This window comes from Proteiniphilum saccharofermentans, from assembly GCF_900095135.1.
GTDB classification, from domain to species: Bacteria; Bacteroidota; Bacteroidia; order Bacteroidales; family Dysgonomonadaceae; genus Proteiniphilum; species Proteiniphilum saccharofermentans.
Genome location: NZ_LT605205.1, coordinates 1,112,670 through 1,138,152, shown reverse-complemented (window position 1 = coordinate 1,138,152; position 25,483 = coordinate 1,112,670). Strand labels below are relative to the sequence as shown.

Sequence of the window (25,483 nt, the reverse complement as noted above, 5' to 3'; positions counted from 1 at the left end):
TCCTACTGGTCTTTACGTCCATGTCATTTAATACTCCGGAATGCTCAACGTGGCAAGAAAATCAATGAAGTTGTATTACGCAAGAAGAGTCAACAAGGAAGAGAAAGAGCCAGGTGCAATAGAAGTGGTTGAAATCGATTTGGAAAAACTTTTCTCCGACAGCAAATCCGGTAACCTGAAACCAGCTTCAGCGTATGAAAGAGTGTGTGGGATTACCACTCCCGAAATGGGAGCCGGTGGAGACATGGCTCTCGATGGCGGAGAAGAATGGGTATGGTTCCGCGTGGGAAAGGAAGAGGCCCTGAAGTATCTCCCCGAAGGAACCGGAATAGCAGAACCTTTCGGTCCCCGTAACATGGGTCCGGGCCCGGGAGGAATGGATAGTAAATGCCGACGGTACCGGTTTGCGCCCTCTCTACCCGGGTCGGAGCACGAGTGGGTAACCCACGAAGCGGTTATCAGTCCCGATGAGGTGGCATTTGCCATTATGGGACACCGGCCTATCCCCTACACGAACGACCCGGACAGGCCGGAAGGAACGGCGGTAGGAGGTGCTAATCCCGGTCAGGAAGCAGCGTGGGGTCCTTCCGGGATCCGTGAAAAGCCTACCGGCCTCGGCATCGTTAATATCCGGACAAGAGAGATGCATATAGCAGGACAAATCCCTTATGGAAGCGGCTTCTGGCATGTTCATGGTTCACCCGACAAGCGTTTTGCCGTGGGAGATAACTTCGACCGGGAACTCTATCTCATCAACCGCGAAACGGACGAGATGATACTCCTCACGGCAGGCCACAAAACCACCGCAGCAGATCATGTCCACCCTACATTCAGCCCGGATGGTACAAAAATACATATCCAGTCGGCCATGCTTTCAGAAGATAACCGTTCAATGAATATCTGTATTGTCCCCGTACCGGAAAAATGGTTAAAAAAAGAGGAATGAATAACTATAGAAAAATGAAAAAATGGACTTTTGCGTGTCTGACAGGATTATTGATCGCCTGCGGAACGGAGAAACCGGCAAAAATCGACCGGCAAGCTTTGGTCGAAAGAAATAACCCGAAGGTCACTGAATTCGAAGAACTATCATCCCTTTCGGCAGGGAACGGTAATTTTGCCTACACAGTCGATGCAACAGGGCTACAAACCTTTCCTGAACTCTATTCTGCCGGGGTTCCCCTGGGTACTCAATCACAGTGGGGGTGGCACAGTTTTCCAAATCCCGAAAATTTCAAACCGGAAGAAACACTGAAAAACTATAATTTCAGGGGTAAAGAAGAGCCTTATGCCGTCCAGTTCAATGAACCGGGAAGGCAACAGGATGCGGCCAATTATTACCGGATAAACCCGCATCGGTTGCACCTGGGTTATGTAGGGCTGGAGTTGACCAGTCCGACAGGCGATAAAATAAAGGCCGAAGAGATTGGAAATATCTGCCAGACACTTGATCTGTGGAACGGAACCATCATTAGCCGGTATGAAGTGGGGGGCGACTCCGTGTCAGCCAGCACATCCGTTCATCCCGACTATGACCAGTTATCGGTCAGTCTGAATTCAGCCCTGATCGGAAAGGGACAGATGAAAGTCAACTTCCGCTTTCCTTATCCCACTGGTAACCATGCAGATGATGCTACGGACTGGAGCGTTCCGCAAAAACACTCTACGGAGGTGATCCTGCAGGACGACCATTCTTTCGTGCTGAAAAGGACACTGGACACAACCGTGTACTATATGTCGGTTACTTATGAAGGAGGGGCTTCCTTGTCTGAAAAAGAAGCCCATTATTTTGTCCTGAGTCCGGTGAACGACCAATTCTCATTTACCTGTGAGTTTCTGGATAAAGCGCCGGAAGGATCCGGTCAAACTTCTCAACAGGTTTTTGAGGCATCGTCCCGCTACTGGCAATCATTCTGGCAAAGAGGGGGGGCAATCGATTTTTCCGGTTGTACGGATGAACGGGCCAGCGAACTGGAACGCCGTGTCATTCTTTCCCAACACCTGATGGCCATTCAATCGGCAGGGATGTATCCCCCCCAGGAAACCGGATTGACCTATAACAGTTGGTTCGGGAAGTTCCATCTGGAGATGCATTGGTGGCATGCGGTACATTTCGCGCTATGGAACCGGGCCGATTTGCTGGAGAGAAGTATGGACTGGTACGCGACCGCCTATCCGGTGGCAAAGTCAATCGCCGAACGGCAGGGTTTCAAAGGGGCACGCTGGATGAAGATGACCGATCCCTCCGGTACGGAAGCACCCTCAAAGGTAGGTTCTTTCCTGATCTGGCAGCAACCGCACTTTATCTATATGGCAGAGCTGATCTATCGCAGCAATCCTACAGCAGAGGTGCTGGAAAAATATGGGTTCTTAGTGGAAGAAACGGCAGAGTTTATGGCTTCCTTTGCCACCTACGACGAACTGGAAGGCCGTTATGTCCTCAAAGGCATTATTCCCGCACAGGAAACATTGCGTGCTTCGGAAACCATCAATCCGCCATTTGAATTGTCCTACTGGCATTATGCCATGTCAGTGGCCCAGCAATGGCGCGAGCGTGCGGGACAAAAACGTAAACCGCAATGGGACGAATTGATCGATAAGCTCTCGCCCCTGGCATATCTGGATGGTTTATACCTGGCATCGGAAGATGCAACAGATACCTATAAGGATATTCGCTTTACTTCCGATCATCCTGCGGTATTGGGAGCACTAGGCATGATGCCTCAATGCAAACTGGTCCGCCCCGATTATATGCAAAACACCCTGGATTGGATCTGGGATAACTGGAACTGGGGAAAAACCTGGGGATGGGATTATCCGATGACCGCAATGAGCGCTGCCCGCCTGGGTGATCCGGAAAAGGCTGTGGGAGCACTCTTGATGGACAAACGCACCAACACCTATCTGGTCAACGGGCACAACTATCAGGATTCCCGTCTCCGCGTTTATCTTCCTGGCAATGGCGGCTTGCTTACTGCCGTAGCCATGATGTGCGCCGGATGGGATGGAAACGAGACTCCTAACCCCGGATTCCCTAAAAACGGCAAATGGAATGTGGTATGGGAAGATCTGGTACCCATGCCGTAACAAATTATCTGTCTTGAATCTTGTGTCTTGGTTCTTGGCTCTTAATTTTTAGTTTTTATTTCTAACTTCTTCATTCTTAATTTTTCACTCTTAATTCTTCACTTTTAATGTATGCGCCTGGTCCTATCTTTTTTTCTTCTCATCTCTCTCAACGTCTCCCTGCCGGCCCATCCTACAGGATATTGGCACGGCAAAGAACGGGAACTAAGATATATGCCTGAAGGGGAAGATTTCGTGATCCTGAATGGAGATAAACGGTTCAACAGGGCCCTTTACGGCACCAATACCGCTTTCAGGGTAGAAACAGGAGATGTCCCCGAGTTCGGATTGTTTATGCCCGGTATGGGAGGAAATATCCAACTGGGTATTCTGTCGGAAAGCGGGGATTTGTGGCTGAATGATGCAAAACAGATAAAATCGAGGTACAGGGCAGGTAGCCGGATCTATGAAATTAAAGATCCGCTGCTCGGTTCGGGCGAACTGATCATTACGGCTTTGGCGATGGCCGATGCCGAAGGGATCATTCTGAAAGTAGAATCGATAAATATTCCTGAAGATTGTAAATTGGTGACTATCTTCGGTGGGGCAAGCAACAGGGGTTTTTTCCGGAACGGTGACCTGGGAGTCGACGATCCGGACGCTTTTTCCCTGAAAGCCGGCGACTGTACCGGCAACCTGTTCGACATTCAGGATGATTCTTTTTCCCTGATTTACGGAGCCAATACGAAGAACGGCCCGAGAACAACGACAGGTTTCTTTTCAAAAGGCACTGAACTGAAATTGGGTTCTCCCTATGCGATGAACAGTGTCTCTGCGATAACACGATCAAGTATAACCGACGATAAACCGATACTTGTGGCGAAATCCGACTTGTACAGGGAAGGAACATATATAGCCATAAAGGCACAAGATAACAGGAAATTATCATCCGACATGCTGGCATCTGTTTTTAACGATGCCGAGTTTAAACGACAGGAAATAGCAGCGACCGTAAAAATACACACTCCCGATCCCTATTTCAACACCTTAGGCGGGGTTTTAAGTATCGCAGCGGATGGGATCTGGGATGATGCGACCGAAGTATGGCAGCATGGCGCCGTGGGCTGGCGCATGCCGTTAAACGGATGGCGGGCTGCTTACGTGGGTAATGCTATCGGTTGGCACGACAGGGCCAGAAAGCATTTTGATGGTTATGCCGCTTCGCAGGTTACCAATGTTGAGCCGGTGATCCCGCATCCGGCACAGGATCAGGAATTGAATCTGGCCAGAGCAGAAAAGAGATGGGGTACACAAATGTACAGCAACGGGTACATCTGCCGTAACCCACGGAATCCATCCCAGATGCACCACTACAATATGAACCTCGTTTATATCGACGAACTTCTGTGGCATTTTAACTGGACAGGCGATATGGATTATGTGCAGCAAATGTGGCCCGTGTTACAGCGCCATTTAGCCTGGGAGAAAAGAAACTTCGATCCTGACGACGACGGTTTATATGATTCGTATGCCTGCATCTGGGCCAGCGATGCACTGCAATACAACAGTGGCGGTGTTACTTTCTCATCTGCCTATAATTACAGGGCAAATAAAATGGCGGCAGAGATCGCAAAAAAGATAGGTGAAGATCCTGCTCCTTATGAGAGAGAAGCTGACAAAATACTGAATGCGATCAATTCGGTGTTGTGGCTGCCCCGGCAGGGTTGGTGGGCCGAATACAAAGATGTGATGGGAAACAAAATGATACATCCCAATGCAGGGATATGGACTGTTTACCATGCGATTGATTCGGATATCCACACACCATTCCAGGCGTATGAGGCAACCCGTTATATCGACACCCAAATTCCTCACATCCCGGTAAAAGCCAAAGGACTGGAAGATGATACTTATTATACAATATCCACCACAAACTGGTTACCCTACTCCTGGTCGATCAATAATGTGGCATTCGCGGAAGTGGGGCACACAAGCCTGGCATACTGGCAGGCAGGAAGGCATGAAGAGGCATACCGGTTGTTCAAAAGCAATATTCTCGATGGCATGTACCTGGGGACAAGTCCCGGGAACATAGGCCAGGTCAGTTTTTATGATGCCGCCAGAGGCGAATGTTATCGCGATTTCGGTGATCCGGTAGGAGTCTATTCGCGGGTGTTAGTGCAGGGACTGTACGGTATCCTGCCCGATGCGATGAACGATAAACTGGTCATCCGTCCCGGATTTCCTTCGGACTGGCAGTTTGCGTCCATACAAACCCCCGATATTAATTTCGACTTCAAAAGAGAAAATAAAACCGATACCTATACGATCAAATCATCATTTAAAAAGAGGTTGGCTCTCAGCCTTCTGGTAAAAGCACCCTATAGCAGAATCAAAAATATACTGGTAAACAATGAAAAATCGGATTGGTGTATCGAAGAGTCGGTGAACAATCCAATGATACGGATCGACTGCCCACCATCCGCCAACTATACCATTACAATAGAATGGAACGGGGATCAGATACAAAATGATCCGATCAAAATATCGGCTTACCGGAAACAACAAATAGAGATCGGATGCAATCAGACGATAGAGGAGGTGTATGATCCTCAAACAGCGCTGGAAGCGTTGAGAACTTCAGGAAAAACCCTGGCGGGAAGAATTGAGGGCGAACCGGGCCATCGTACCCTTTTTACAAAGGTACGGCAGGGGAGTATGGAATGGTGGCAAACTGTCTCCATCCATATTACCGAACCTCTGCAGATCGAATACGACCCGGAAGATACCCGATTGCGCTTTGTAGTCAGGAACAATACAGACAAAGCCATTACCACCGACATACAGGTAAACGGTAAGGTGATAGCACGAAACAAGATGATTCCGGCCTATCAAACTTCTTCACAAATACAAGTCACAGAACAGGATGCAAGATTCGGGACAAATGTCGTGGAACTTGTCAGCAAAGGGATTACTATCCTGCGTGCGGAACTGATTAACTGGAACCTGAAGAACAGGAATATACACTACGAAACGGTAAACATAGACAAGCATCTCAATGCTTCTGTTTCGCAGATCTTCAAAAATGAGTACCTGACGCCACGTTCACCCTACACTACTCTGCAGATTCCCAAACAGGGAATTGGAGAATGGTGCCACCCTACCCTGACAGCGGAGATAGATGACTCGGGATTGAGGAAATCGAGTAAGGAGATGATTTTTCAAACTCCTTTCGGTATTCCGTTCAGAACTCCTTCCGACCACTCAAACAACATTCTTTTCACCACTTTATGGGACAATTATCCGACTCAGGCAACTATCCCCCTGACAGGTAAATCATCCCACGCCTACCTGATGATGGCAGGATCGACCAATCATATGCAGTGCCATGTGACCAACGGCGCAGTGACCGTCACCTATAAAGACGGTTCGGTATCAGTATTAAAGTTGGTGAATCCGGAAACATGGATGCCTATCGAACAGGATTTCTATATTGACGGCCATGCATTTCAGTCGAAATTTCCCCGTCCTTACAGGGTAGCACTAAAGACAGGAAAAGTAAGCCGTACCTTTGAAGACGAAGTAGATCCCGACGAAGTATACGGCCGGTCTATAGAGGGTGGTGCCGGTGTAATCCTGGATATCCCACTGGATGAAAACAAAGAATTGGAAAGTATAGAAATAAAATCCATTGCGAACGAAGTGGTGATAGGGATGATGGCAATCACCCTGGTCAGATAATATAAATACAACCCTGATAAAAGAGCAGTACTCAAGTGAATAATTGAATTGTGTCTTTATTCTTGACTCTTGGTTCTAAAATTAAAATATATGAAACAGAAAATTGTCCTCGTAATCAGTTTAGCAATAGTATGTTTTTCTCAGGCAACACTGGCGCAAAAGACCGGGATATGGTTTGCCGACTCGGAAATGAAACGTGCGCCACAGGCATGGCAGCTCGATCACGGAAAACGGTTGTATTTCGGATATGCACAGGGAGTGGGATGCCTGGCCATGCTCAAGGTGTGGAAAGAGACCCACGACCGGAAATACCTCGATTATGTGATTCAATGGGCAGATACCATTATCAACGATAATGGAGAGATCCACCTCTACAAAGTGGAAACTTACAACATCGACTATATCAACTCGGGAAAGGTACTGTTTGATGTATATCGCGAGACGGGCAATGAGAAGTATAAACTGGCGATGGACCGGTTGGTCAACCAGATGAAACTCCATCCCCGGACCTTAGAAGGTGCTTTCTGGCATAAACTGATCTATCCCTACCAGATATGGCTTGACGGGTTATACATGGGTTCCCCCTTTCTGGCTGAATATGCAGTCACATTCAACCAACCGGAACTAATCGAGGATGTAATCAATCAGTTTTTAGTATGTGCGAAACACACTTATGACGAAAAAACCGGATTGTACTATCATGCCTGGGATGAAAGTAAAAAGCAACAGTGGGCAAATAAAGAGACGGGGCAGTCTCCCAATTTCTGGGGACGGAGCATAGGATGGTGGTTCATGGCCCTGGTGGATGTGTTGGATTTCATTCCGGCCGATCATCCCCAGCGACCGGAATTGATCGGAATGATCCGCGGACTGGCCGAATCTCTTCCTGCATACCAGGATAAAACCGGCCTTTGGTACCAGGTACTGGATAAAGGAGATAAACCGGGCAACTATCTGGAAGCATCTGTCTCTTCCATGTTCATGTATTCCTATGCAAAAGCCGTAAATAAAGGATATATCGATCAGAAGTACCGCCGGATTGCAGAAAAGGCGTATGACGGCCTGAAGAAAGAGCTTATTGTAAAAAATGAAGACGGAACCCTCACCCTGACGCAATGTTGCTCTGTCGGTGGATTGGGTGGAAATCCTTACCGTGACGGAAGTTTTGAATATTATATCAGCGAAAAGATCCGTGATAACGATTCCAAAGCAACAGGCCCTTTTATTATGGGATGTCTTGAACTCAAAAAATAAATAATGCAGTCATGAAGAACTACGGTCTATTTGCATTTTTACTACTTCTCTCCGTTGTCCTCTATGGACAGGATCCCCGGGAACGGTCCTATTATTACGAAATTCTGGAACCGCAACATACTCCCAAACCTTTAGTAGAGGAATACACAGAGGAACGGGTGGAAGAACAGTTCAACAGGGGACTGGTTGCAGCAAAGACATCGGATGAAAAACAGATCCATCTTAGCTGGCGGTTATTGAAGTCCGACAGTGACAAGGTAGCCTTCAATGTGTATCGCAGTGTGAACGGGAAAACCCAGAAATTAAACAGGAGACCGATCCTTACAACTACCGGTTTTACAGACAACCAACCGGTTTCAGGTCAATCGACCTATTGGGTGGAAACGGTCGAAGGGAAAAACAAGACCGTATCGGAAAAGATCGCCGTCGATGCTGCCGGGTTACAAACGACCAACTACAAAAGCATCAGGCTGAAAGAGCAGGTGACTGCAGGAATGGTAGCTGTGGGCGACCTGAACGGTGACGGTGAATACGACTATATTATCCGGCATCCGAACAGCAATGTGGATCCCGGCGTGCCCAATCCGAACGACGGAACCACCTACAAAATAGAAGCCTATCTCCGTGACGGAACCTATCTCTGGACAAAAGACCTGGGTCACGGCATAGAACCCGGAGTGTGGTATTCTCCTTTTATTGTGTACGACTTGGATGGCGACGGGAAAGCGGAGGTTGCCCTGAAAACAGCCGGTGATGATTTTGTGAAAGATGAAAACGGGCGGATCTGTGGTGGAAGTGAGTACCTCTCTGTGTTAGACGGGATGACCGGAGAAGAGTTAGCCCGGGTCGATTGGCCCGAACGGAACGAACGATACGGGAACATGAATCGCCAAAACCGTAATCAGATAGGGATGGCCTATCTGGATGGGAAAACACCTTCTATACTGGCTGCCCGCGGCACATACAAATTAATGGTAGTAGATGCCTGGCAGTTCCATGACGGAAAACTCACCAGGATGTGGCGCTGGGACGGAGACGAAGAAAATCCTGTTGTCCGGAGCCAGGGAGCACATAATATGGTGTGCGCCGATGTGGATAACGACGGACGGGATGAAATCCTGTTAGGTTCATGCATGCTCGACGACAATGGCTCATTGCTCTGGTCTTCAGGATTAGGACATTCCGATAAAGCTTACCTGACAGATATAGATCCCGATCGTCCGGGAATGGAAGTGTTTTTAGCGCTGGAACCCTGGCATGACAACGGGTACGGCGTATGTTTGTTGGATGCCCGGACAGGGGAACGGATCTGGGGAATCGGCCATAAGACCTATCATGTAGGCGACGGGATGGTCGCAGATATAGACCCAGAACGCCCCGGAATGGAGTGTTTCGCCAGCGAAGACAAGAAAGGAGGCTCTACCGATCAATACATGTTGAGTGCCAAAGGGGAAAGGCTGGCATCAAACGAGGATGTCCCTCCCTGCAGAAACTGGATCTGGTGGGATTCCGGAAATATCCGGCAGACGTTCTTCGGTAGCGACAACCGCTGGGGCGCCAGTTCTTTTTCGGGCGGCAGAGAACAGACAATAGGGTACTGGAAAGGCGAAACTGTAGCAAATAATATCCACGGGAATATTATTATGATCGCCGACCTTTTCGGTGACTGGCGGGAAGAGGTTATTACCGCTTTACCGGGTGAGATACGTATCTATCACACCAATATTCCGGCCAAAGACAAGAAAATGGCTTTAATGCAGGATGCGCTTTACAGAAGCTATGTATTGCAACGGTCCCAGGGATATCCGCAAGCACCTGTACCCTCATATATTTTTTAAACAGACACTAAAAATAATCATTGATGTCCAAAAATAATCTGTTAAGACAATTTAGCCTTATCCTATTGATAGGCTTTGGAATTTCTTCATGTACAAATAACACTACACAATCGTCATATAACTATGACTACCTGTACGAGAATCTGCCTTTTGATATGCCGGTACTGACGCCACCATCCTTCCCGGATTACGATGTCTGTATTACCGAATTCGGGGGAAAGGGAGACGGTACATTTATAAACACCGATGCGTTTGCAAAAGCCATCGAACATCTTTCCCAAAAAGGGGGAGGCCGGCTGATTATCCCTGCCGGCGTATGGTTTACAGGCCCTATTGTCCTGCAAAGCAATATCAACCTCCATTTAAAAGAGAGGGCGATCATATTGTTCTCAGCGGATAAAGATCTCTATCCCTTGGTGGAAACTTCATTCGAAGGACTGGATACGCGTCGTTGTCAATCGCCCATCTGGGGAAAAAACCTGGAGAATATCGCCATCACGGGAGACGGGGCAATCGACGGTAACGGCCATTACTGGCGTCCGCTGAAAAAAGAGAAAGTGACGGAAAGTTACTGGAAAAGGGCTACCTCACAAGGGGGAGCATTTAAACGGGATACCTATTGGATGCCATCGACACAATACCTGCATGGTGACACCATCAGTGACATGAATGTGCCACTACATCTGAAAACAGATGAAGAATGGGCAACGGTAAGGGATTTCCTTCGTCCCGTAATGATCAGTCTCCAAAATTGTACGAACGTATTCCTCCAAGGGGTGATATTTCAAAATTCACCGGCCTGGAACCTCCATCCGCTGATGTGTGAAAATGTGATCATCGACGGGGTACAGGTGCGCAATCCCTCCTACGCACAAAACGGGGACGGACTCGATCTGGAATCGTGCAGGAATACGATTGTCGTCAATAGCACGTTCGACGTGGGTGATGACGGTATATGTATCAAATCGGGGAAAGACGAAGACGGCAGAAACCGGAACCGTCCGACGGAAAACCTGATCGTCTATAATTGCACGGTTTTCAAGGGCCACGGCGGATTCGTGGTCGGCAGTGAAATGTCGGGAGGGGTAAAGAACGTATATGTATCCAATTGCCAGTTCCTGGGCACAGATGTAGGCCTTCGCTTCAAAAGTAACAGAGGTCGTGGCGGCACTGTCGAAAACATTCATATCTCGAATATCAGTATGTTCGATATCACTACCGAGCCGATACTGTTTAATCTGTATTACGGTGGTAAATCGGCGGTAGAATCACTCGCAGACGGAGATGATATCGTGGAGGAAGAAATATTCCCTCCGGTAGACGAAACAACCCCTTGTTTCCGGGATATATATATTGACCGGGTCACTTGTAGAAATGCCCGCCGGGCAATGTATTTTTATGGTTTGCCGGAACAGAATATCGAAAATATCCAGGTGGAAAATGTCATTATCCATTCGAAAATAGGCGCCGAATTGATGGAATCAAAAAATATAACATTGAAAAATGTTGCCATCTATCCGGAAGAAGGTCCGGTACTGACAATGGGCAATGTCAAAAATGTAACGATACATGGTCTGGATACCGATCACTCGATAAAAACGATTTTTGAAATTGGTGGAGACCGAACCGAAGATATTGTGATTCCATCCGGATACAACAAAGATCAATTGGTGCTGGGAAACAACCTGCCGGACAATGCGGTAAAATTCGAATAAATTTCACTCTTAATTCTTAATTTTTCATTTTTCACTCTTAATTATATGAAACGAGTATATCTATCATTATTTTGCATTATGCTGAGTTTGCCGTTTTTGGGAAATAACGTATTCCCCGACGGTACACCCATTCCGGATTGGTTCAACCAAAATGAAATTATTGATATCAATACTTTGGGAAAGCATTACCGGATTACAGATTATGGTGTGGTGAATGACAGTACACTATTACAGACGGAAGCAATCCAGTCGGTTATTGATCAGGCCCATCAAAACGGCGGGGGAGTAGTACTCATTCCCAAAGGTGTTTTTTTGAGCGGTGCGCTCTTTTTCAAACCGAAAACTCATTTGTATTTAGACCAAGATGCAGTATTAAAAGGAAGTGATGATATCAGTGATTTCCCCATCCTACCCACCCGGATCGAAGGACAAAGTATTAACTACTTTGCTGCACTGGTCAACGCCGACGGATTAGACGGCTTTACCATCTCCGGTAAAGGAACGATTGACGGGAACGGATTACGTTACTGGAAATCGTTTTGGCTCCGAAGACAAGTTAATCCCCAATGTACGAATATAGAAGAACTTAGACCCCGTCTTGTATATATATCCAATTGCAAAAACGTGCAGCTTTCGGGAGTGAGGCTGACCAACTCTCCTTTCTGGACAACCCATCTGTATAAATGCGAAAAAGTGAAGTTACTGGATTTATACATATTTTCCCCCGAAAAACCGGTCAAGGCGCCAAGCACCGATGCGGTGGATATCGATGCCTGCACTTATATTCATATTAAAGATTGCTATATGTCGGTAAATGATGATGCGGTCGCTTTGAAAGGTGGAAAAGGACCGTTGGCCGACAAAGATGAAACGAACGGAGGAAACCGGAATATCATTATTGAAGACTGTACGTTTGGGTTCTGCCATAGTGCGCTCACATGCGGAAGCGAGTCGATACACAATCGCAACATCATCTTCCGCCGTTGCAAAATCAATCGGGCTCAACGCCTTCTCTGGTTGAAAATGCGCCCCGACACTCCTCAAAACTATGAATATATCCTGGTTGAAGATATTACGGGAAACGCATCCCGTTTCTTATATATCAAACCCTGGGCTCAGTTTTTTGATCTGCAGGGACAAAAAGAAATGCCACTTTCTTACGGTAGTAATATAACCATGCGCAATATCACGCTGAATTGCGACATATTTTTCGACGTAAGCAAATCAGACCAGTATATCCTGTCTGATTTTACGTTCGAGAATCTGAATATCCAGACAAAAACACCGGATATTTACACAGATCACATTACAAATTTTACAGTAAAGAATGTACGAATAAACAGTAAAGAATACAAATTTACCTATCTGTCGCCATCATAATCAGTCACTGACCGGAAACTATAAAGTCCAGATCATATTCGGCGATCATATAAATGACATTTTCAATGTTGATAATATCGTTTTATAATGTTGTTATGAAAATTATTCTTTCTATATAGCATAAAGCCTCATACCCGTTTCACAAAGAGAAATAGTATCCTTTTTGGAGCCACTGATTGTATTTCTATTTGTTGAATTTATAATAGAAGGCTCCGCGTTTAGGAGTTGATTTATCTTTGTCACCCTGTTTTTCGAGTATATCCATTTCCAGTATCCTTTTGCGAAAATTGCATTTATCCAGTTCCTCCCAGCGAGCGTTGTGTATTTTACACAATCTTCGACGAAGAATTCAAGGTCTATCAATGCATAATAAGAACGAATTATACATATGTTTAACATTTATTATCTGCTCAATATACAGAGTGGTCTTTTGGGAATATAAGTATTTGACAATATATAAGTTGTAAAATAGGTGAAATTAAAGAGTCAAAGCCAGGAGAACCGGAAAATTACCCTGTAATAAATAATCCATTTTTTATTATAACAATTTATTCGCATTGTTATAAAATGGAAGTTTTTTGTTATTTCATTCCTATATAAAGAAATAATTTTGTGAATGAACTTTTTTTATTATTTCTTAAAATATTAAACCTATGGGAAAAACATGGTATGAGAAAATTTTCCTTTCTCTTGTTTTACATTTATTTATGACTTTCTCTCTTATTGCACAGACTTTAAAGGTGGAAGGAAAAGTGACTGACACAAATGGAGAAACTCTTACGGGCGTGAATGTTGTGCTCAAAGGAACCTCAATTGGAACAATCACGGATATGAATGGATATTACAGCTTTGAGACTCCGTCTGGCCAACAACAAATACTGGTCTTTACTTATATCGGGTTCAAGACAACAGAAGTGAATATTGTACCGAACCAGGGTAAGTACGATGTGACGATGGAAGAAATATCGACAGGGCTGGATGAAGTGATCGTCATTGCTTATGGTGTACAGAAAAAAGCAACTCTTTCCGGATCGGTTTCGGCCATAAGTGGCAATGAGATCATTAAATCTCCGGCCATGAACGTGACGAACTCCTTAGCCGGCACCCTCCCGGGACTCGTTGTAGTCGGCCAAAGCGGAGAACCCGGGAACGATGCTTCACAATTATATATACGTGGGCAGAGTAGTTTGAATAACAATAATCCGCTGGTTGTTGTCGATGGCGTTCCGAATCGTTCTTTAGAGCGTATAGACCCCAACACGATTGAGTCTATCACTGTGCTGAAGGATGCCTCAGCGGCTATTTATGGTTCTCAGGCGGCAAATGGAGTTATCCTGGTAACTACCAAACGCGGAAAGAGCGAAAAGATGAAAGTGGAGGCAAGCTATCAGACCGGATGGTCTCAGCCGACACGGATGCCCAAACTGACTAATTCTGCAGAATATGCTACATTAGTCAATGAAGTCAATTACTATTCGAATCCGGATGGGGGACACTTCCAAACCTATAGCGAGGAAGCCATTCGTAAATTTGCAGATGGAAGTGACCCGTGGGGATATCCCGATACCGATTGGTTAGGGGCTGTAATGAAAACATGGTCCCCCCAACAGAATGCAAATATAAGCATGTCAGGCGGTAATGATAATGTGCAGGCTTTTGTTTCGCTCTCTAGCCGTTATCAGGATGGGTATTTCAAACAAAGCGCCAGCAATTATACACAACATGATCTGCGCGCTAATGTGGATGGAAAAATAAACAAATATATAAAGGTATCAGTGGATGCCGGTATACGTATGGAAGATGCCGGTTTTTTAAGAATCGGATCCGGCACTATGTTTAACAGTCTGCTGCAGGCAGCTCCTGTGTTTCATGCATTCTGGCCCAATGGCTTACCGGGCCCTCCCATTGATGATCAGCAATCGAGTAATCCGGTTGTGCATGGGACAAAACAATCAGGATATAATGACAAAGAGAACTATATATTGAATGTCAATGGCAAGATAGACATCAAAGTACCCTGGATTGAAGGGCTGTCATTGACTGCCATGGGTGCAATTGACCGTGGAATTTATCTGACAAAAAAGTTTGATAATCAGTATAAACTATATACCTGGGATGGTAATACAGTTGATGAAGATGGTACACCCATACTGGAAGAGGGTCTTTATGGTGGATCTCCTCTATTGACACAAACATCCAGCATAAGCAGAAGGTATTTGACAAACCTCCTGCTGAATTATCAACGCCAGTTCGGAAACCATGATATAAATGCCCTGGCAGGGATAGAAACCATTGAAGAAGATTCAAACTGGTTCACAGCCGAGAGACGGAATTTTGCCGGAAGTTTCCCGGATGAGCTTAATTTTGGAGATCCGAATTCCCAATATGCAAGTGGCTCCACTCCCGGTAAGAACCGGTGGTTAAACTATTTCGGGCGTGTGAATTATTCTTTTATGAATAAATATATTGCTGAATTCGTGTGGCGGTATCAAGGGTCCAGTAAATTCCATTCTTCAAACCGTTGGGGATTTTTCCCCGGTATCTCAACGGCTTATCGTATTTCTGAAGAAAGCTTCTGGCAAGAGTCTTTAAAGAATATAATAGATGATGCAAAATTACGGGTTTCGTGGGGAAAAACAGGGAACGACCTGATTGCACCGTATCAATTCCTTTCCCAGTATGCAGTATATTTTCAAACATTTGTAACAGGGGACGGAAAAAATAACCCGGTCATTCGTGAAAACCTGACCGGTAACCCATACGCTCAATGGGAAGAAGCAGACCAATGGAATATAGGAATGGATTTATCTTTCCTGAATCAAAGATTAAATTTCACGATAGATTACTTTAATAATCTTCGTACCAAAATCCTTATACCTCAGACCTCTTCAACTCCCTATTTTACAGGGATATCAGGGATACTCCCGGATATAAACCTGGGAGAAGTCCGCAACCGGGGATTCGATTTTTCGTTGAACTGGAAAGATAATACGGGCAACCTTACTTACGCTGTTACACTCAATGGAGGATACGCCAGGAATAAGGTTTTATTCTTTGACGAAGCAGCCGGCGCTCTCCCCTGGCAAATGAATACAGGCTATCCGATGCACTCAGGATTGTATTATAAAGCCATCGGGATTTTTCATACACAGGAAGAGATCGAGAACTATCCCCATATGGAAAATGCACGTCCCGGAGATATCATCTTTGAAGATGTAGACGGAGATGAAGAAATCACAGGAAACGATAAGGTTCGTATCCATAAAAGCAGTGTACCTAAATGGACAGGCGGTTTAAACCTCTATTTTGCATATAAAGGATTTGACTTGTCTACGCTGTTCAATGCGCAGGCCGGCGCCGTACGGTATGTACAAGCGCGAGGAAGTGCCTCTGCCAGATTCAATTACTGGAAAACATTCTACGATAATCGTTGGACGGAAGATAATATATGGGCAGACTATCCCCGAACTTTTGACCGCAATAATGAATATTGGATGAGTTCGGAAAATCCGAATACATTCTGGCTTAAAAAAACCGATTTTATCCGTTTAAAGAACCTGGAATTAGGATATACATTACCCCATTATTTTACAGGAAAATTAGGTTTGGAAAACATACGTCTTAGCGTAGGCGCTATGAATCTTTTTACATTCTCACCGGACATGAAGGATTTCGATCCGGAACTGAGTTATTCCGGATTTGCCGGAGAAGGCTATCCATTACAAAAAATGCTTACCGTGGGCGCTTCTGTCAAATTTTAAATCAAATGATTATGAAACAGAATTTTAAATTATTAATAATCGCAATAGTGGCTGTATCTACAGGATGCAGCGATTATCTTGACACCTTACCCGGCGACAAATATGATGATGCAAGCGTATGGGGAAATGCTGTCTATACAGAACAATTTGTATTTAATATCTATCAGGGGATTCCTTATCCATACCAATGGTATATGAGTGGCGCTCTTGTCGACGAACAGGTGCCTAACCAGGTGGATGGGATCGTTACACGTGTGACCGAAAGTAATCTGACACCTGATGACTTAGGCGCTTTTGCTGACAACTGGGGTGCCTGCATGCAAGGATGGTGGTGGAATGACGCTTATACTAAAATCAGAGCATGTAACAAATTCTTTGAAAAAGTAGAGCAGGTGCCTTTCCCTAATCAGGAGAAAAAAGAGCAACTGATTGCTGAAGTCCATTTTTTACGCGCTTATTTCTATTACGTTCTGATGGCTCAATATGGAGGTGTTATCCTATTGGATAAACCTGTAGAAATGGGAGATAACTATAATATACCCCGTTCTTCCTTTGAAGAAACAATTAATTTCATCGTTGATGACCTGGATGCCGCAATAAACAGTGAAGTATTAGCTACCCAAACAGATAAGACCCGTGCAACAACAGGTGCGGCGCTTGCATTGAAATCACGTGTTTTGCTGTATGCTGCCAGCGATATGCACCATGATCTTTCGTGGGCCGGTTCGTATGATCATTTGGAGTTAATTGGCTATCCAAATTCTACTGTTGCTTTGCGTCGGTCTCTCTATGAGGGGGCAAAAAGAGCCGCTGAATTATGTATGGACCAGGGTTATTCATTGTATAATGTGAATGCCGATAAGGCAAAGAATTTCAGCGACCTTTTCTTACAAATGAGTTCGACAGAGCAAATATTCATTACTAAATACGATAAGCTCAACTGGAGCTATTGGGCTACCGATTGGCCGGCATGGATAACAGGACCGCCCAGCTTTGGGGGATATGCCCTTAATACGGTCACAGCCAATCTGGCCAATGCTTTTGAAAATAGTGACGGAACTCCTTTTGATTGGGAAGCACAACGTTGGGATCCATATTCCGGACGCGATCCCCGGTTTGAAGCCTCTATCCTGCATAACTATTCACAGTGGTATGCCTGGGGGTATGAAAACTGGATTGATATTGCCTCACCATGGGGTGCGGATTATGTGACTCTTGAAAAACAGGGTACCGGTTATTTTATGAAGAAGTTCATTTCTCCATTAGAAAATAATTGGTATTACGGGACCCCTCAGCCTCAACCCTATATCCAGATCCGCTATGCAGAGGTATTGCTTAATTATGCCGAAGCCTGTTTGGCCCTGGAAGAAGAAGTGTCTGCACGTTCAACAATGAATGATATAAGAGAAAGAGCCGGAATGCCCGAAATACCGGCGTCAGAAAGTGGAGCCGCTCTTTTGGAACGTTACAGAAACGAGCGTAGGGTAGAGTTAGCTTTCGAAGGTCATCGTTTCTTTGATGTCAGACGGTGGCTGATTGCCCCGGAAGCTTATGTGCCGGCAAAAGGAGTGAACTTTGATTATTCTGAATATAAAGAGATCGTTGTGGATCCAAATCGCAAATGGAATAATTCTCACTATCTGATTCCTATCCAGCGTACAGAAATGAATAAGAATACAGCGTTGATACAAAACCCTCATTATAAATAGAAACTATCGCCAGGCCGTCTTATCCGAATAATGTGGCGAAATCCGCTTCGCTCCTTTCGCCACATCGGGCTGCCTGGACTGTTTGATAATTCCGGGGGTGATCGGGAAATTCATGGATGTGAAGAAGAAAAATGAATATAGATGAATAATAAGATACTGATCTCAATATTACTGATAATAAACCTGTCAATATCAGGGTGGGCTCAAAACAAATATACAATTGATGTAAGCAACACAAGCATACCCCTCGAAAAAGGACATTTAAAAATGGGTAATCCCGGACCGCAGGGAAAAGAAATAGAGGTAAACAACCTGTTTATGACCATCGGGGGAAGAGCTGTATTACCCGTAATGGGCGAAATGCATTTCTCACGCATGAAGCCCGATCAATGGGAAGACTGCATTCTCAAAATGAAAACAGCAGGAATAAATATTATTTCCACTTATCTGTTTTGGAACCATCACGAAGAAATAGAAGGACAATTTGTCTGGAATAACGACAAGGATCTCAGATCTTTCATTCAATTGTGCCAATCCCATGATATGTTCGTCTATCCCCGTATTGGGCCATGGTCGCATGGAGAAGCCCGAAACGGAGGAACACCCGATTGGATACTGCGTAAGAAAAATATACAGAACAGATCGAATGATATTGTGTATCAAAAATATGTAGAGCGTTATTTCAAAGAAATAGCCACCCAGCTAAACGGGCTTTACTATAAAGATGGGGGTAATATAATAGGCATCCAGTTGGAAAATGAATATTGGTATGCAAAAAAAGGAGAACCTCATATACAATGGCTTAAAGACACAGCAAAGAAGTATGGTATGGATGTTCCCCTTTATACTGTAACCGGATGGGGAGGAGGTTCGGTTCCTCCGTTAGAGGTTATTCCATTGTGGGGCGGTTATGCCGATGAACCATGGATAGAAAGCGTACATAAAAATGTATTGCCATTCTATTTCAGGTTCGATTCTTTCAGGGACAGTAAACATATCGGAAACGATCAGATCGACCATAAGGAAGAATATATGACGTATGAGCGTTACCCCTATTTTACATGCGAAATGGGTGTAGGTATCCCTCAAATGTATCATCGCCGTCCTGTCCTTTCCCCAATTGATGGCTATGCCATGATGATCGCCAAGTTAGGATCAGGCAGTAATCTACTTGGCTATTATGTATTTGCGGGAGGAACGAATCCCCGGGGCGAGCTTCATTCAAATGAGGAAGAACAAGAAGAAACCGGTTACTGGAGTCGTACACCGGTTAAGTCTTACGATTTCCAGGCGGCAATAAAAGAGTCCGGAGAGTTATCCCCGTCATATCATCAGGTAAAGAAGTTGCATTATTTCATCAACGATTTTGGAGAAAAGCTTGCTCCTATGCTGCCGACCCTGGCAAAAACCAATGATGACGATTTGCAGTTGGCTGTACGCTCAGATAAAACATCCGGCTACCTCTTCGGCCTGAATTATTGCCGGTATGTGCCTAAACCGGAGCGGAAAGACGTCCTGTTCAGTGTACAACTGGACGGGGAAATTATACAATTTCCCCAATCAGGCGTAAATATACCTGATAGCACGGTCTTTATCTGGCCCGTAAATCTCAATATTGGCGAGGCGCTACTAAAATATGCGACAGCACAACCCCTATGTATGGCTGATGACACTTATATTTTCTTCCAAAATAAGACAATAACACCCGAACTGGCATTTGACAACAGCGCTGTAGCAGACATTCATATATCTAAAGGAACAGTGTGGAGAAAGGGAAGCATGATCATTGTGTCGGATATAAAGCCAGGGAAAGATTGTCTTATTACTTTGACTCTGACAAATGGTAAGCAACAAAAGCTTATTGTTCTTACAGAAGAAGAAGCGACAAATTCTTGGTTACTGGAGCGTAATGGCAAAAAAGAATTTTACGTGTCGAAAGCAAATATGTATGCAAAGCACGGTGATATATTGGCTTTCTCTTCCGAAAGGAGTATTGTTGTTGGCGAATTACAGGATGGCAGATTTACAGAACGTGTATATACAACGGAATCAATCGACAGCCGTTTGAGTTTAACAGAGCGTCCTGTCTTTGCCGGTGCAAAATGGTTAGAGACTGCGAATTTTAAAAATCTGCCGGCTTATCAGGAACGCTATCACCGCTTTTTCTTCAAAGAGTTTAGCCTGGACAATCCGTCCGGTTTCCGAAAGGTCACTCTCTACATTTATCCTGAAACAGCAGGTAAACTCAGTGTAAATTATAATTGGGTAAGACAAGACCTTGTCCCTGATCAACTGAATGCAATTGATATAACAGGATATGTATCGAAAGGAGAAAACATGCTGTTTGTCGATTTTCCATATATTGAGGGCAAAGCCAGGTTTGCAGCAAGAGTAATTGCAGAATACAGTAACTACGACAGGGTAGAATTTTCAACTGACGAATCATGGCTGACTACAGATATGTATACGAACCCTTCGGCTACACGAGTTTATAATCGTCCTGAAAAACCAATAGTCGTGGAAGCCCCTGATTTTGCAAAAATGGTAAAGCATCCTTCATTTGGTGAATGGGATATAGAATTACCATACGGATCATTAGAAGGGTTAAGCGCATTATATTCACACATCAGCTATATAGGAGACCGGGCTGAAATCTATAACGGACATATACTTTGTTGGGATGATTTTAATTTCAATACTCCCTGGCAAATAGGCTGGCAACGCATGACTCCACCAATGAACGGGAAAAACCTGCGCCTGGTAATCTATCCGTTATCAAAGGAAACTAAAATGTTTTTCGACGTTATGCCCGGAGCAGATGAATACGAAATGACACAGGTAAAAAGTATGAATACTACCGGTGAAAATTGCTTTACAATAAAATAACAGAAAAAATGAAAAAGTATCTCATTCTGATTTTGATACTATCCTGTATGTATTCTTGCCAGAAAGAACAGAAGTATGCCGGTTACTATCTGGAATCTGTAGGGCACAGTGAAAAAAGTGACGGAACAAAAGAGTTTCCCTGGATATCACTGACTGCTGAAAACAGAGCTTTGCTGAAAGCAGGTGATACACTCTATATTGCAGGTACAGGTTATTCCGGAGAAACCATAACCATTGACTCCCTGCAAGGAAGCAAGACACGGCCTATCGTGATCAGGAGTATCCCTGAAACAACAGTAAGGTCGGGCAATAAGGGGGGAATACATATTTCCCACTCACAGCATCTGTTGGTTGAAGATCTACACTTGATCGGTAGCGGAAGAAAGGAAGGGAACACATCTGACGGATTACTTATATCCGGAAGCAAGAACGTTACTGTAAATAATATTGAAGTGGAAGGTTATCAGAAATCAGGGATCCATATCAATTCTTCCAAAGGCATAGTTATAGACAATGTGTATGCACATAACAACGGTTTTTGCGGAATATATGTCAGTGGCAAAGCAAATTCTAAAGCTACCTCCCGGGATATTATAATTAAAAATAGTGTAGCGGAAAATAACCCCGGCGATCCGACCAATTTTACCAATCATAGTGGAAACGGAATATTGGTAAGCCACTGTACCAATGTGATTATCGAATACTGTACCGCGACCAATAACGGCTGGGATATGCCACGTACGGGAAACGGCCCTGTGGGAATATGGGCATATGAGGCAGACAGTGTATTGATCCAATATTGTATTTCATATAAAAATAAAACATCTCAAGGAGGGAAAGACGGAGGCGGCTTTGATTTGGATGGCGGGGTAAGCAACTCTATCATACAATATTGTTTATCATACGAAAACGAGGGAAGTGGTTATGGTCTTTTTCAGTATAGCGGCGCCAGTCCCTGGTTCAATAATATTGTGAGATATTGTATAAGTGAGAACGACGGCAATATATCCAATGGCATGGGTGGTTTTTTTGTCTGGAATGATACGGGTGATCCCGACCAACTGAGAGACTGCATTATTTACAATAATACGACGTATAATGCCTATGGAGGTGCCATATGTTATGATATCGACAGCAGCAATGAGAACTTCTATTATTACAATAATATTTTTGTCGGCAAAGACGATCTCGTGAAAGGTCTTAAAGAGTTACCCAGTTATTTTATAGCAAACAACTGGTATAGCCTGGATAATAAAGGATTCAACATCGGCGGGATCAGAGATTTCGAAGAATGGGCGAAGAAAAACGGAAAAGAGCAATCAGACGGAAAAATAGTAGGACTGAACATTGACCCGCAATTTGAGAATCCGGGACAAACGACCCTTACAGACCCTGCATTATTAAAAACATATGATGCATATGAATTACCTGAAAATTCGGTATTAAGAAATAAAGGATTTGATTTCTCCGGAAAACATAATATTCAGGATGATTTTATAGATTTCAATGGTAACAAAACAAATACCGACCTTATTGGTGCTATTCATTAACTCAAATATTAAGTAAAAGAAGAGTATGTTAAAATCTATCAGAAAAGAAGTTCTCCAAGCCAATCCAGGCCTTGTCAAGTATTGTCTTCTCATTTTCACTCTGGCATCTTATATATATGCATGTACACAATCACAAAAAGAGGGAGCGGAAATTATTCCGGGAATTATATGGTACGATACGGAGGGTAATCCAATCAATGCTCACGGTGGCGGCATCATGTATCATGAGGGAACCTACTATTGGTATGGGGAGTATAAGGGAGATTCCACCTATCGCCTTGAATGGGTAACTACCTGGGAATGCTGGCGTGCCGATGCAGGAGGGGTATCCTGTTATTCCTCAAAAGACCTTCTGAATTGGAAGTTTGAAGGAGTTGTTTTGCCAAGTACACCCCACGATACAATTTCAGACCTTCATCCTTCACAAGTGATAGAACGTCCTAAAGTTATTTATAACGACAAAACAAAGAAATTTGTTATGTGGATGCATATCGAAAGTCCCGATTATGAAAAAGCGCATGCCGGCGTTGCAATTAGCGATACACCCACCGGACAATTTACCTATCTGGGATCTTTTAAACCCAACGGAAATGATAGCCGCGACCAGACTGTCTTCAAAGATGATGACGGACGTGCCTATCATATTTATTCATCAGAATGGAATAAAACATTGTACATTGGATTGTTAAATGATGAATATACCCAACATACAGGTAAATACACCCGAAATTTTATAAATTTGTCGCGTGAAGCACCGGCTGTGTTCAGGCATGAAGGGAAATATTATCTGATTAGTTCGGGCTGTACAGGTTGGGATCCGAATGTGGCAGAATGTGCCGTTGCCGACTCTTTGCTTGGAGAATGGCAAATCATCGGAAACCCTTGTGTAGGTAAAGACGCGGACAGTACTTTTTTCGCACAGAGCACGTTTGTGCTTCCTGTTGCGGGCAGGAAAGATACGTACATAGCCATGTTCGACCGTTGGAATAAAACAAACCTGATCGACTCCCGGTATGTCTGGTTGCCGCTTACATTCAAGGATGGTAAGCCGGTAATAGAATGGAAAGACAAATGGACTTTAGACTAAAACATATACATCTAAAATACCTATAGGAATTATGAATACAGCACGACTAACTATATTATTTTTTCTATTATACCATATTTCAATAACTGCTCAAAATTTAAAATTGGGTTCAATATTCACGGATAATATGGTAATGCAACAACAGGTAAAAGCGCCTATCTGGGGTTGGGCAAAACAAAACGCTACAATTCGCATAATAACATCATGGGACGGGAAAGTATATGACGTTATACCCGATAGAAACGGTAAATGGAAAACCCTGGTAACAACCCCTATAGCAGGAGGTCCGTACAATATACAGATAAATGGTTCGGATACAATCAAACTGGAAAATATATATATCGGCGAAGTTTGGCTTGCCAGCGGACAATCAAACATGAGTATGCCACTTAAAGGGTATCCTAATCAACCTGTAATGGGCTTTACTGAAACTATACTGAACTCGAAAGGGAAAAAAATTCATTTTATCAATATTCCGACGATGGCGGCATATAAATCTCAGGATGAGTTCAAAAGTGCTAAATGGGAAACGGCTTCACTTTCTACAACCGGAGATTGTAGTGCCGTTGGCTGGTTTTTTGCAGATTTACTTTATCAGCAACTGGATGTCCCGGTGGGTATTATAAATGCCAGCTATGGAGGATCCAATGTTGAAGCATGGATGACAGATGCCGCTTGTGCCGAATTTGAAGATATAGTTGTTCCACCAAAAAGTGACGAAACATCGCCATGGATAAACAATGTGCCAACCCTGCTGTATAACGGAATGATTCATCCTGTGAAGGGATACGGCATAAAGGGTATGATTTGGTATCAGGGGGAGTCAAATATATTTAATGTGCCGCGTTATGCTCCTTCACTTGCTGCCATGGTGAAAGATTGGCGAAAAATATGGGATCAGGGTGATTTTCCTTTTTACTTCGCTCAAATAGCACCTTACAATTATAAAGAGTGGAATTTCTTTACACCCCAATGGCCTGAGATATCTGCCTATCAACGTGAAGCACAGATGAAAGCACAGACTTTAATCCCCAATAGTGCTATGGCTGGTTTATTGGACGTAGGAGAAGAATTCCAGATACACCCGCCTCGAAAAAAAGAAGTCGGACAACGTCTTGCTTTACTGGCATTGGCAAAAACTTATGGAATGACCGGGTTCGAATTTGAGAGCCCGGAATATGAACGCATGGAAATTGAAGGGAATAAGGCTATTATTCATTTTTCAAAACAATTTATGGGACTTACTACCTACGGAAAAGAACTTAGCTTATTTGAAATCGCAGGAGAAAATAAAGTTTTTCAAAAAGCAAAAGCCTATATCAACGAAGAGAATGGGACGGTTACAGTATACAGCCATCTGGTAAAAGAGCCTATAGCTGTACGATATGCCTTCAAAGATTTTGTAGATGCCGAATTATTCGGTACCGGCGGACTACCGGTGTCTTCGTTTAGAACTGATGATTGGTAATAAAAATCAAATAAGCAAATACCCCGTT

12 protein-coding genes and 2 pseudogenes are annotated in these 25,483 nt (G+C 44.1%); 13 read left to right on the top strand and 1 reads right to left on the bottom strand.

Annotated elements, in window-relative coordinates; translation table 11 throughout:
• The first annotated feature begins 64 nt into the window (after positions 1-64).
• From PSM36_RS04535 to PSM36_RS04505, 7 genes and pseudogenes are all read left to right on the top strand, one after another.
• A complete protein-coding gene (locus PSM36_RS04535; RefSeq protein ID WP_076929246.1) occupies positions 65-946 on the top strand; it encodes a hypothetical protein in 882 nt (293 codons plus the stop codon).
• 14 nt (positions 947-960) lie between these two features.
• Positions 961-3,087 carry a hypothetical protein gene (locus PSM36_RS04530; protein WP_076932043.1) on the top strand — a complete coding sequence of 709 codons (2,127 nt, stop codon included), beginning with the start codon at positions 961-963 and terminating at the stop codon, positions 3,085-3,087.
• Between the two features lie 111 nt (positions 3,088-3,198).
• On the top strand, positions 3,199-6,807 hold the full coding sequence (locus PSM36_RS04525) for a DUF4450 domain-containing protein (protein ID WP_076929244.1): 3,609 nt from the start codon (positions 3,199-3,201) through the stop codon (positions 6,805-6,807).
• 171 nt (positions 6,808-6,978) lie between these two features.
• Positions 6,979-8,061: pseudogene (locus PSM36_RS04520) on the top strand (glycoside hydrolase family 88/105 protein); the annotation flags it as partial.
• An 11-nt stretch (positions 8,062-8,072) separates the two neighbouring features.
• Positions 8,073-9,899 carry a rhamnogalacturonan lyase family protein gene (locus tag PSM36_RS04515; protein ID WP_076929240.1) on the top strand — a complete coding sequence of 609 codons (1,827 nt, stop codon included), beginning with the start codon at positions 8,073-8,075 and terminating at the stop codon, positions 9,897-9,899.
• A gap of 23 nt (positions 9,900-9,922) precedes the next feature.
• Positions 9,923-11,614: a glycoside hydrolase family 28 protein gene (locus PSM36_RS04510; protein WP_076929238.1), complete on the top strand. Its 1,692-nt coding sequence runs from the start codon at positions 9,923-9,925 to the stop codon at positions 11,612-11,614.
• A gap of 45 nt (positions 11,615-11,659) precedes the next feature.
• Positions 11,660-12,994, top strand: coding sequence for a rhamnogalacturonidase (locus tag PSM36_RS04505; RefSeq protein ID WP_083710926.1), 1,335 nt, complete (start codon positions 11,660-11,662; stop codon positions 12,992-12,994).
• 184 nt (positions 12,995-13,178) lie between these two features.
• On the opposite strand, the pseudogene PSM36_RS17855 reads toward PSM36_RS04505, so the two are convergent.
• Positions 13,179-13,295: pseudogene (locus PSM36_RS17855) on the bottom strand (NrtR DNA-binding winged helix domain-containing protein); the annotation flags it as partial.
• Between the two features lie 352 nt (positions 13,296-13,647).
• Between PSM36_RS17855 and PSM36_RS04495 the strand changes: the two are divergent.
• The 6 genes from PSM36_RS04495 (at position 13,648) to PSM36_RS04470 (ending at position 25,455) form a co-directional block, all read left to right on the top strand.
• Positions 13,648-16,755 carry a SusC/RagA family TonB-linked outer membrane protein gene (locus PSM36_RS04495; protein WP_076929232.1) on the top strand — a complete coding sequence of 1,036 codons (3,108 nt, stop codon included), beginning with the start codon at positions 13,648-13,650 and terminating at the stop codon, positions 16,753-16,755.
• Positions 16,756-16,766: 11 nt separating this feature from the next.
• Entirely contained in the window at positions 16,767-18,464 is a 1,698-nt protein-coding gene (locus tag PSM36_RS04490; protein WP_076932042.1) for a RagB/SusD family nutrient uptake outer membrane protein, read from the top strand.
• Positions 18,465-18,605: 141 nt separating this feature from the next.
• Complete coding sequence (locus tag PSM36_RS04485) at positions 18,606-21,350, top strand: beta-galactosidase (protein ID WP_076929230.1); 2,745 nt, start codon at positions 18,606-18,608, stop codon at positions 21,348-21,350.
• A gap of 8 nt (positions 21,351-21,358) precedes the next feature.
• A complete protein-coding gene (locus PSM36_RS04480; protein WP_154670961.1) occupies positions 21,359-22,900 on the top strand; it encodes a right-handed parallel beta-helix repeat-containing protein in 1,542 nt (513 codons plus the stop codon).
• A 25-nt stretch (positions 22,901-22,925) separates the two neighbouring features.
• Positions 22,926-23,987, top strand: coding sequence for a glycoside hydrolase family 43 protein (locus PSM36_RS04475; RefSeq protein WP_076929226.1), 1,062 nt, complete (start codon positions 22,926-22,928; stop codon positions 23,985-23,987).
• Positions 23,988-24,114: 127 nt separating this feature from the next.
• Positions 24,115-25,455, top strand: coding sequence for a sialate O-acetylesterase (locus PSM36_RS04470; RefSeq protein WP_232001516.1), 1,341 nt, complete (start codon positions 24,115-24,117; stop codon positions 25,453-25,455).
• Positions 25,456-25,483: the final 28 nt, after the last annotated feature.

What these genes read in the sequence shown, in the direction of transcription:
- PSM36_RS04535 (WP_076929246.1), top strand. Translation starts at nt 65, where the DNA reads ATGAAGTTGTATTACGCAAGAAGAGTCAACAAGGAAGAGAAAGAGCCA.
- PSM36_RS04530 (WP_076932043.1), top strand. Translation starts at nt 961, where the DNA reads ATGAAAAAATGGACTTTTGCGTGTCTGACAGGATTATTGATCGCCTGC.
- PSM36_RS04525 (WP_076929244.1), top strand. Translation starts at nt 3,199, where the DNA reads ATGCGCCTGGTCCTATCTTTTTTTCTTCTCATCTCTCTCAACGTCTCC.
- PSM36_RS04515 (WP_076929240.1), top strand. Translation starts at nt 8,073, where the DNA reads ATGAAGAACTACGGTCTATTTGCATTTTTACTACTTCTCTCCGTTGTC.
- PSM36_RS04510 (WP_076929238.1), top strand. Translation starts at nt 9,923, where the DNA reads ATGTCCAAAAATAATCTGTTAAGACAATTTAGCCTTATCCTATTGATA.
- PSM36_RS04505 (WP_083710926.1), top strand. Translation starts at nt 11,660, where the DNA reads ATGAAACGAGTATATCTATCATTATTTTGCATTATGCTGAGTTTGCCG.
- PSM36_RS04495 (WP_076929232.1), top strand. Translation starts at nt 13,648, where the DNA reads ATGGGAAAAACATGGTATGAGAAAATTTTCCTTTCTCTTGTTTTACAT.
- PSM36_RS04490 (WP_076932042.1), top strand. Translation starts at nt 16,767, where the DNA reads ATGAAACAGAATTTTAAATTATTAATAATCGCAATAGTGGCTGTATCT.
- PSM36_RS04485 (WP_076929230.1), top strand. Translation starts at nt 18,606, where the DNA reads ATGAATAATAAGATACTGATCTCAATATTACTGATAATAAACCTGTCA.
- PSM36_RS04480 (WP_154670961.1), top strand. Translation starts at nt 21,359, where the DNA reads ATGAAAAAGTATCTCATTCTGATTTTGATACTATCCTGTATGTATTCT.
- PSM36_RS04475 (WP_076929226.1), top strand. Translation starts at nt 22,926, where the DNA reads ATGTTAAAATCTATCAGAAAAGAAGTTCTCCAAGCCAATCCAGGCCTT.
- PSM36_RS04470 (WP_232001516.1), top strand. Translation starts at nt 24,115, where the DNA reads ATGGTAATGCAACAACAGGTAAAAGCGCCTATCTGGGGTTGGGCAAAA.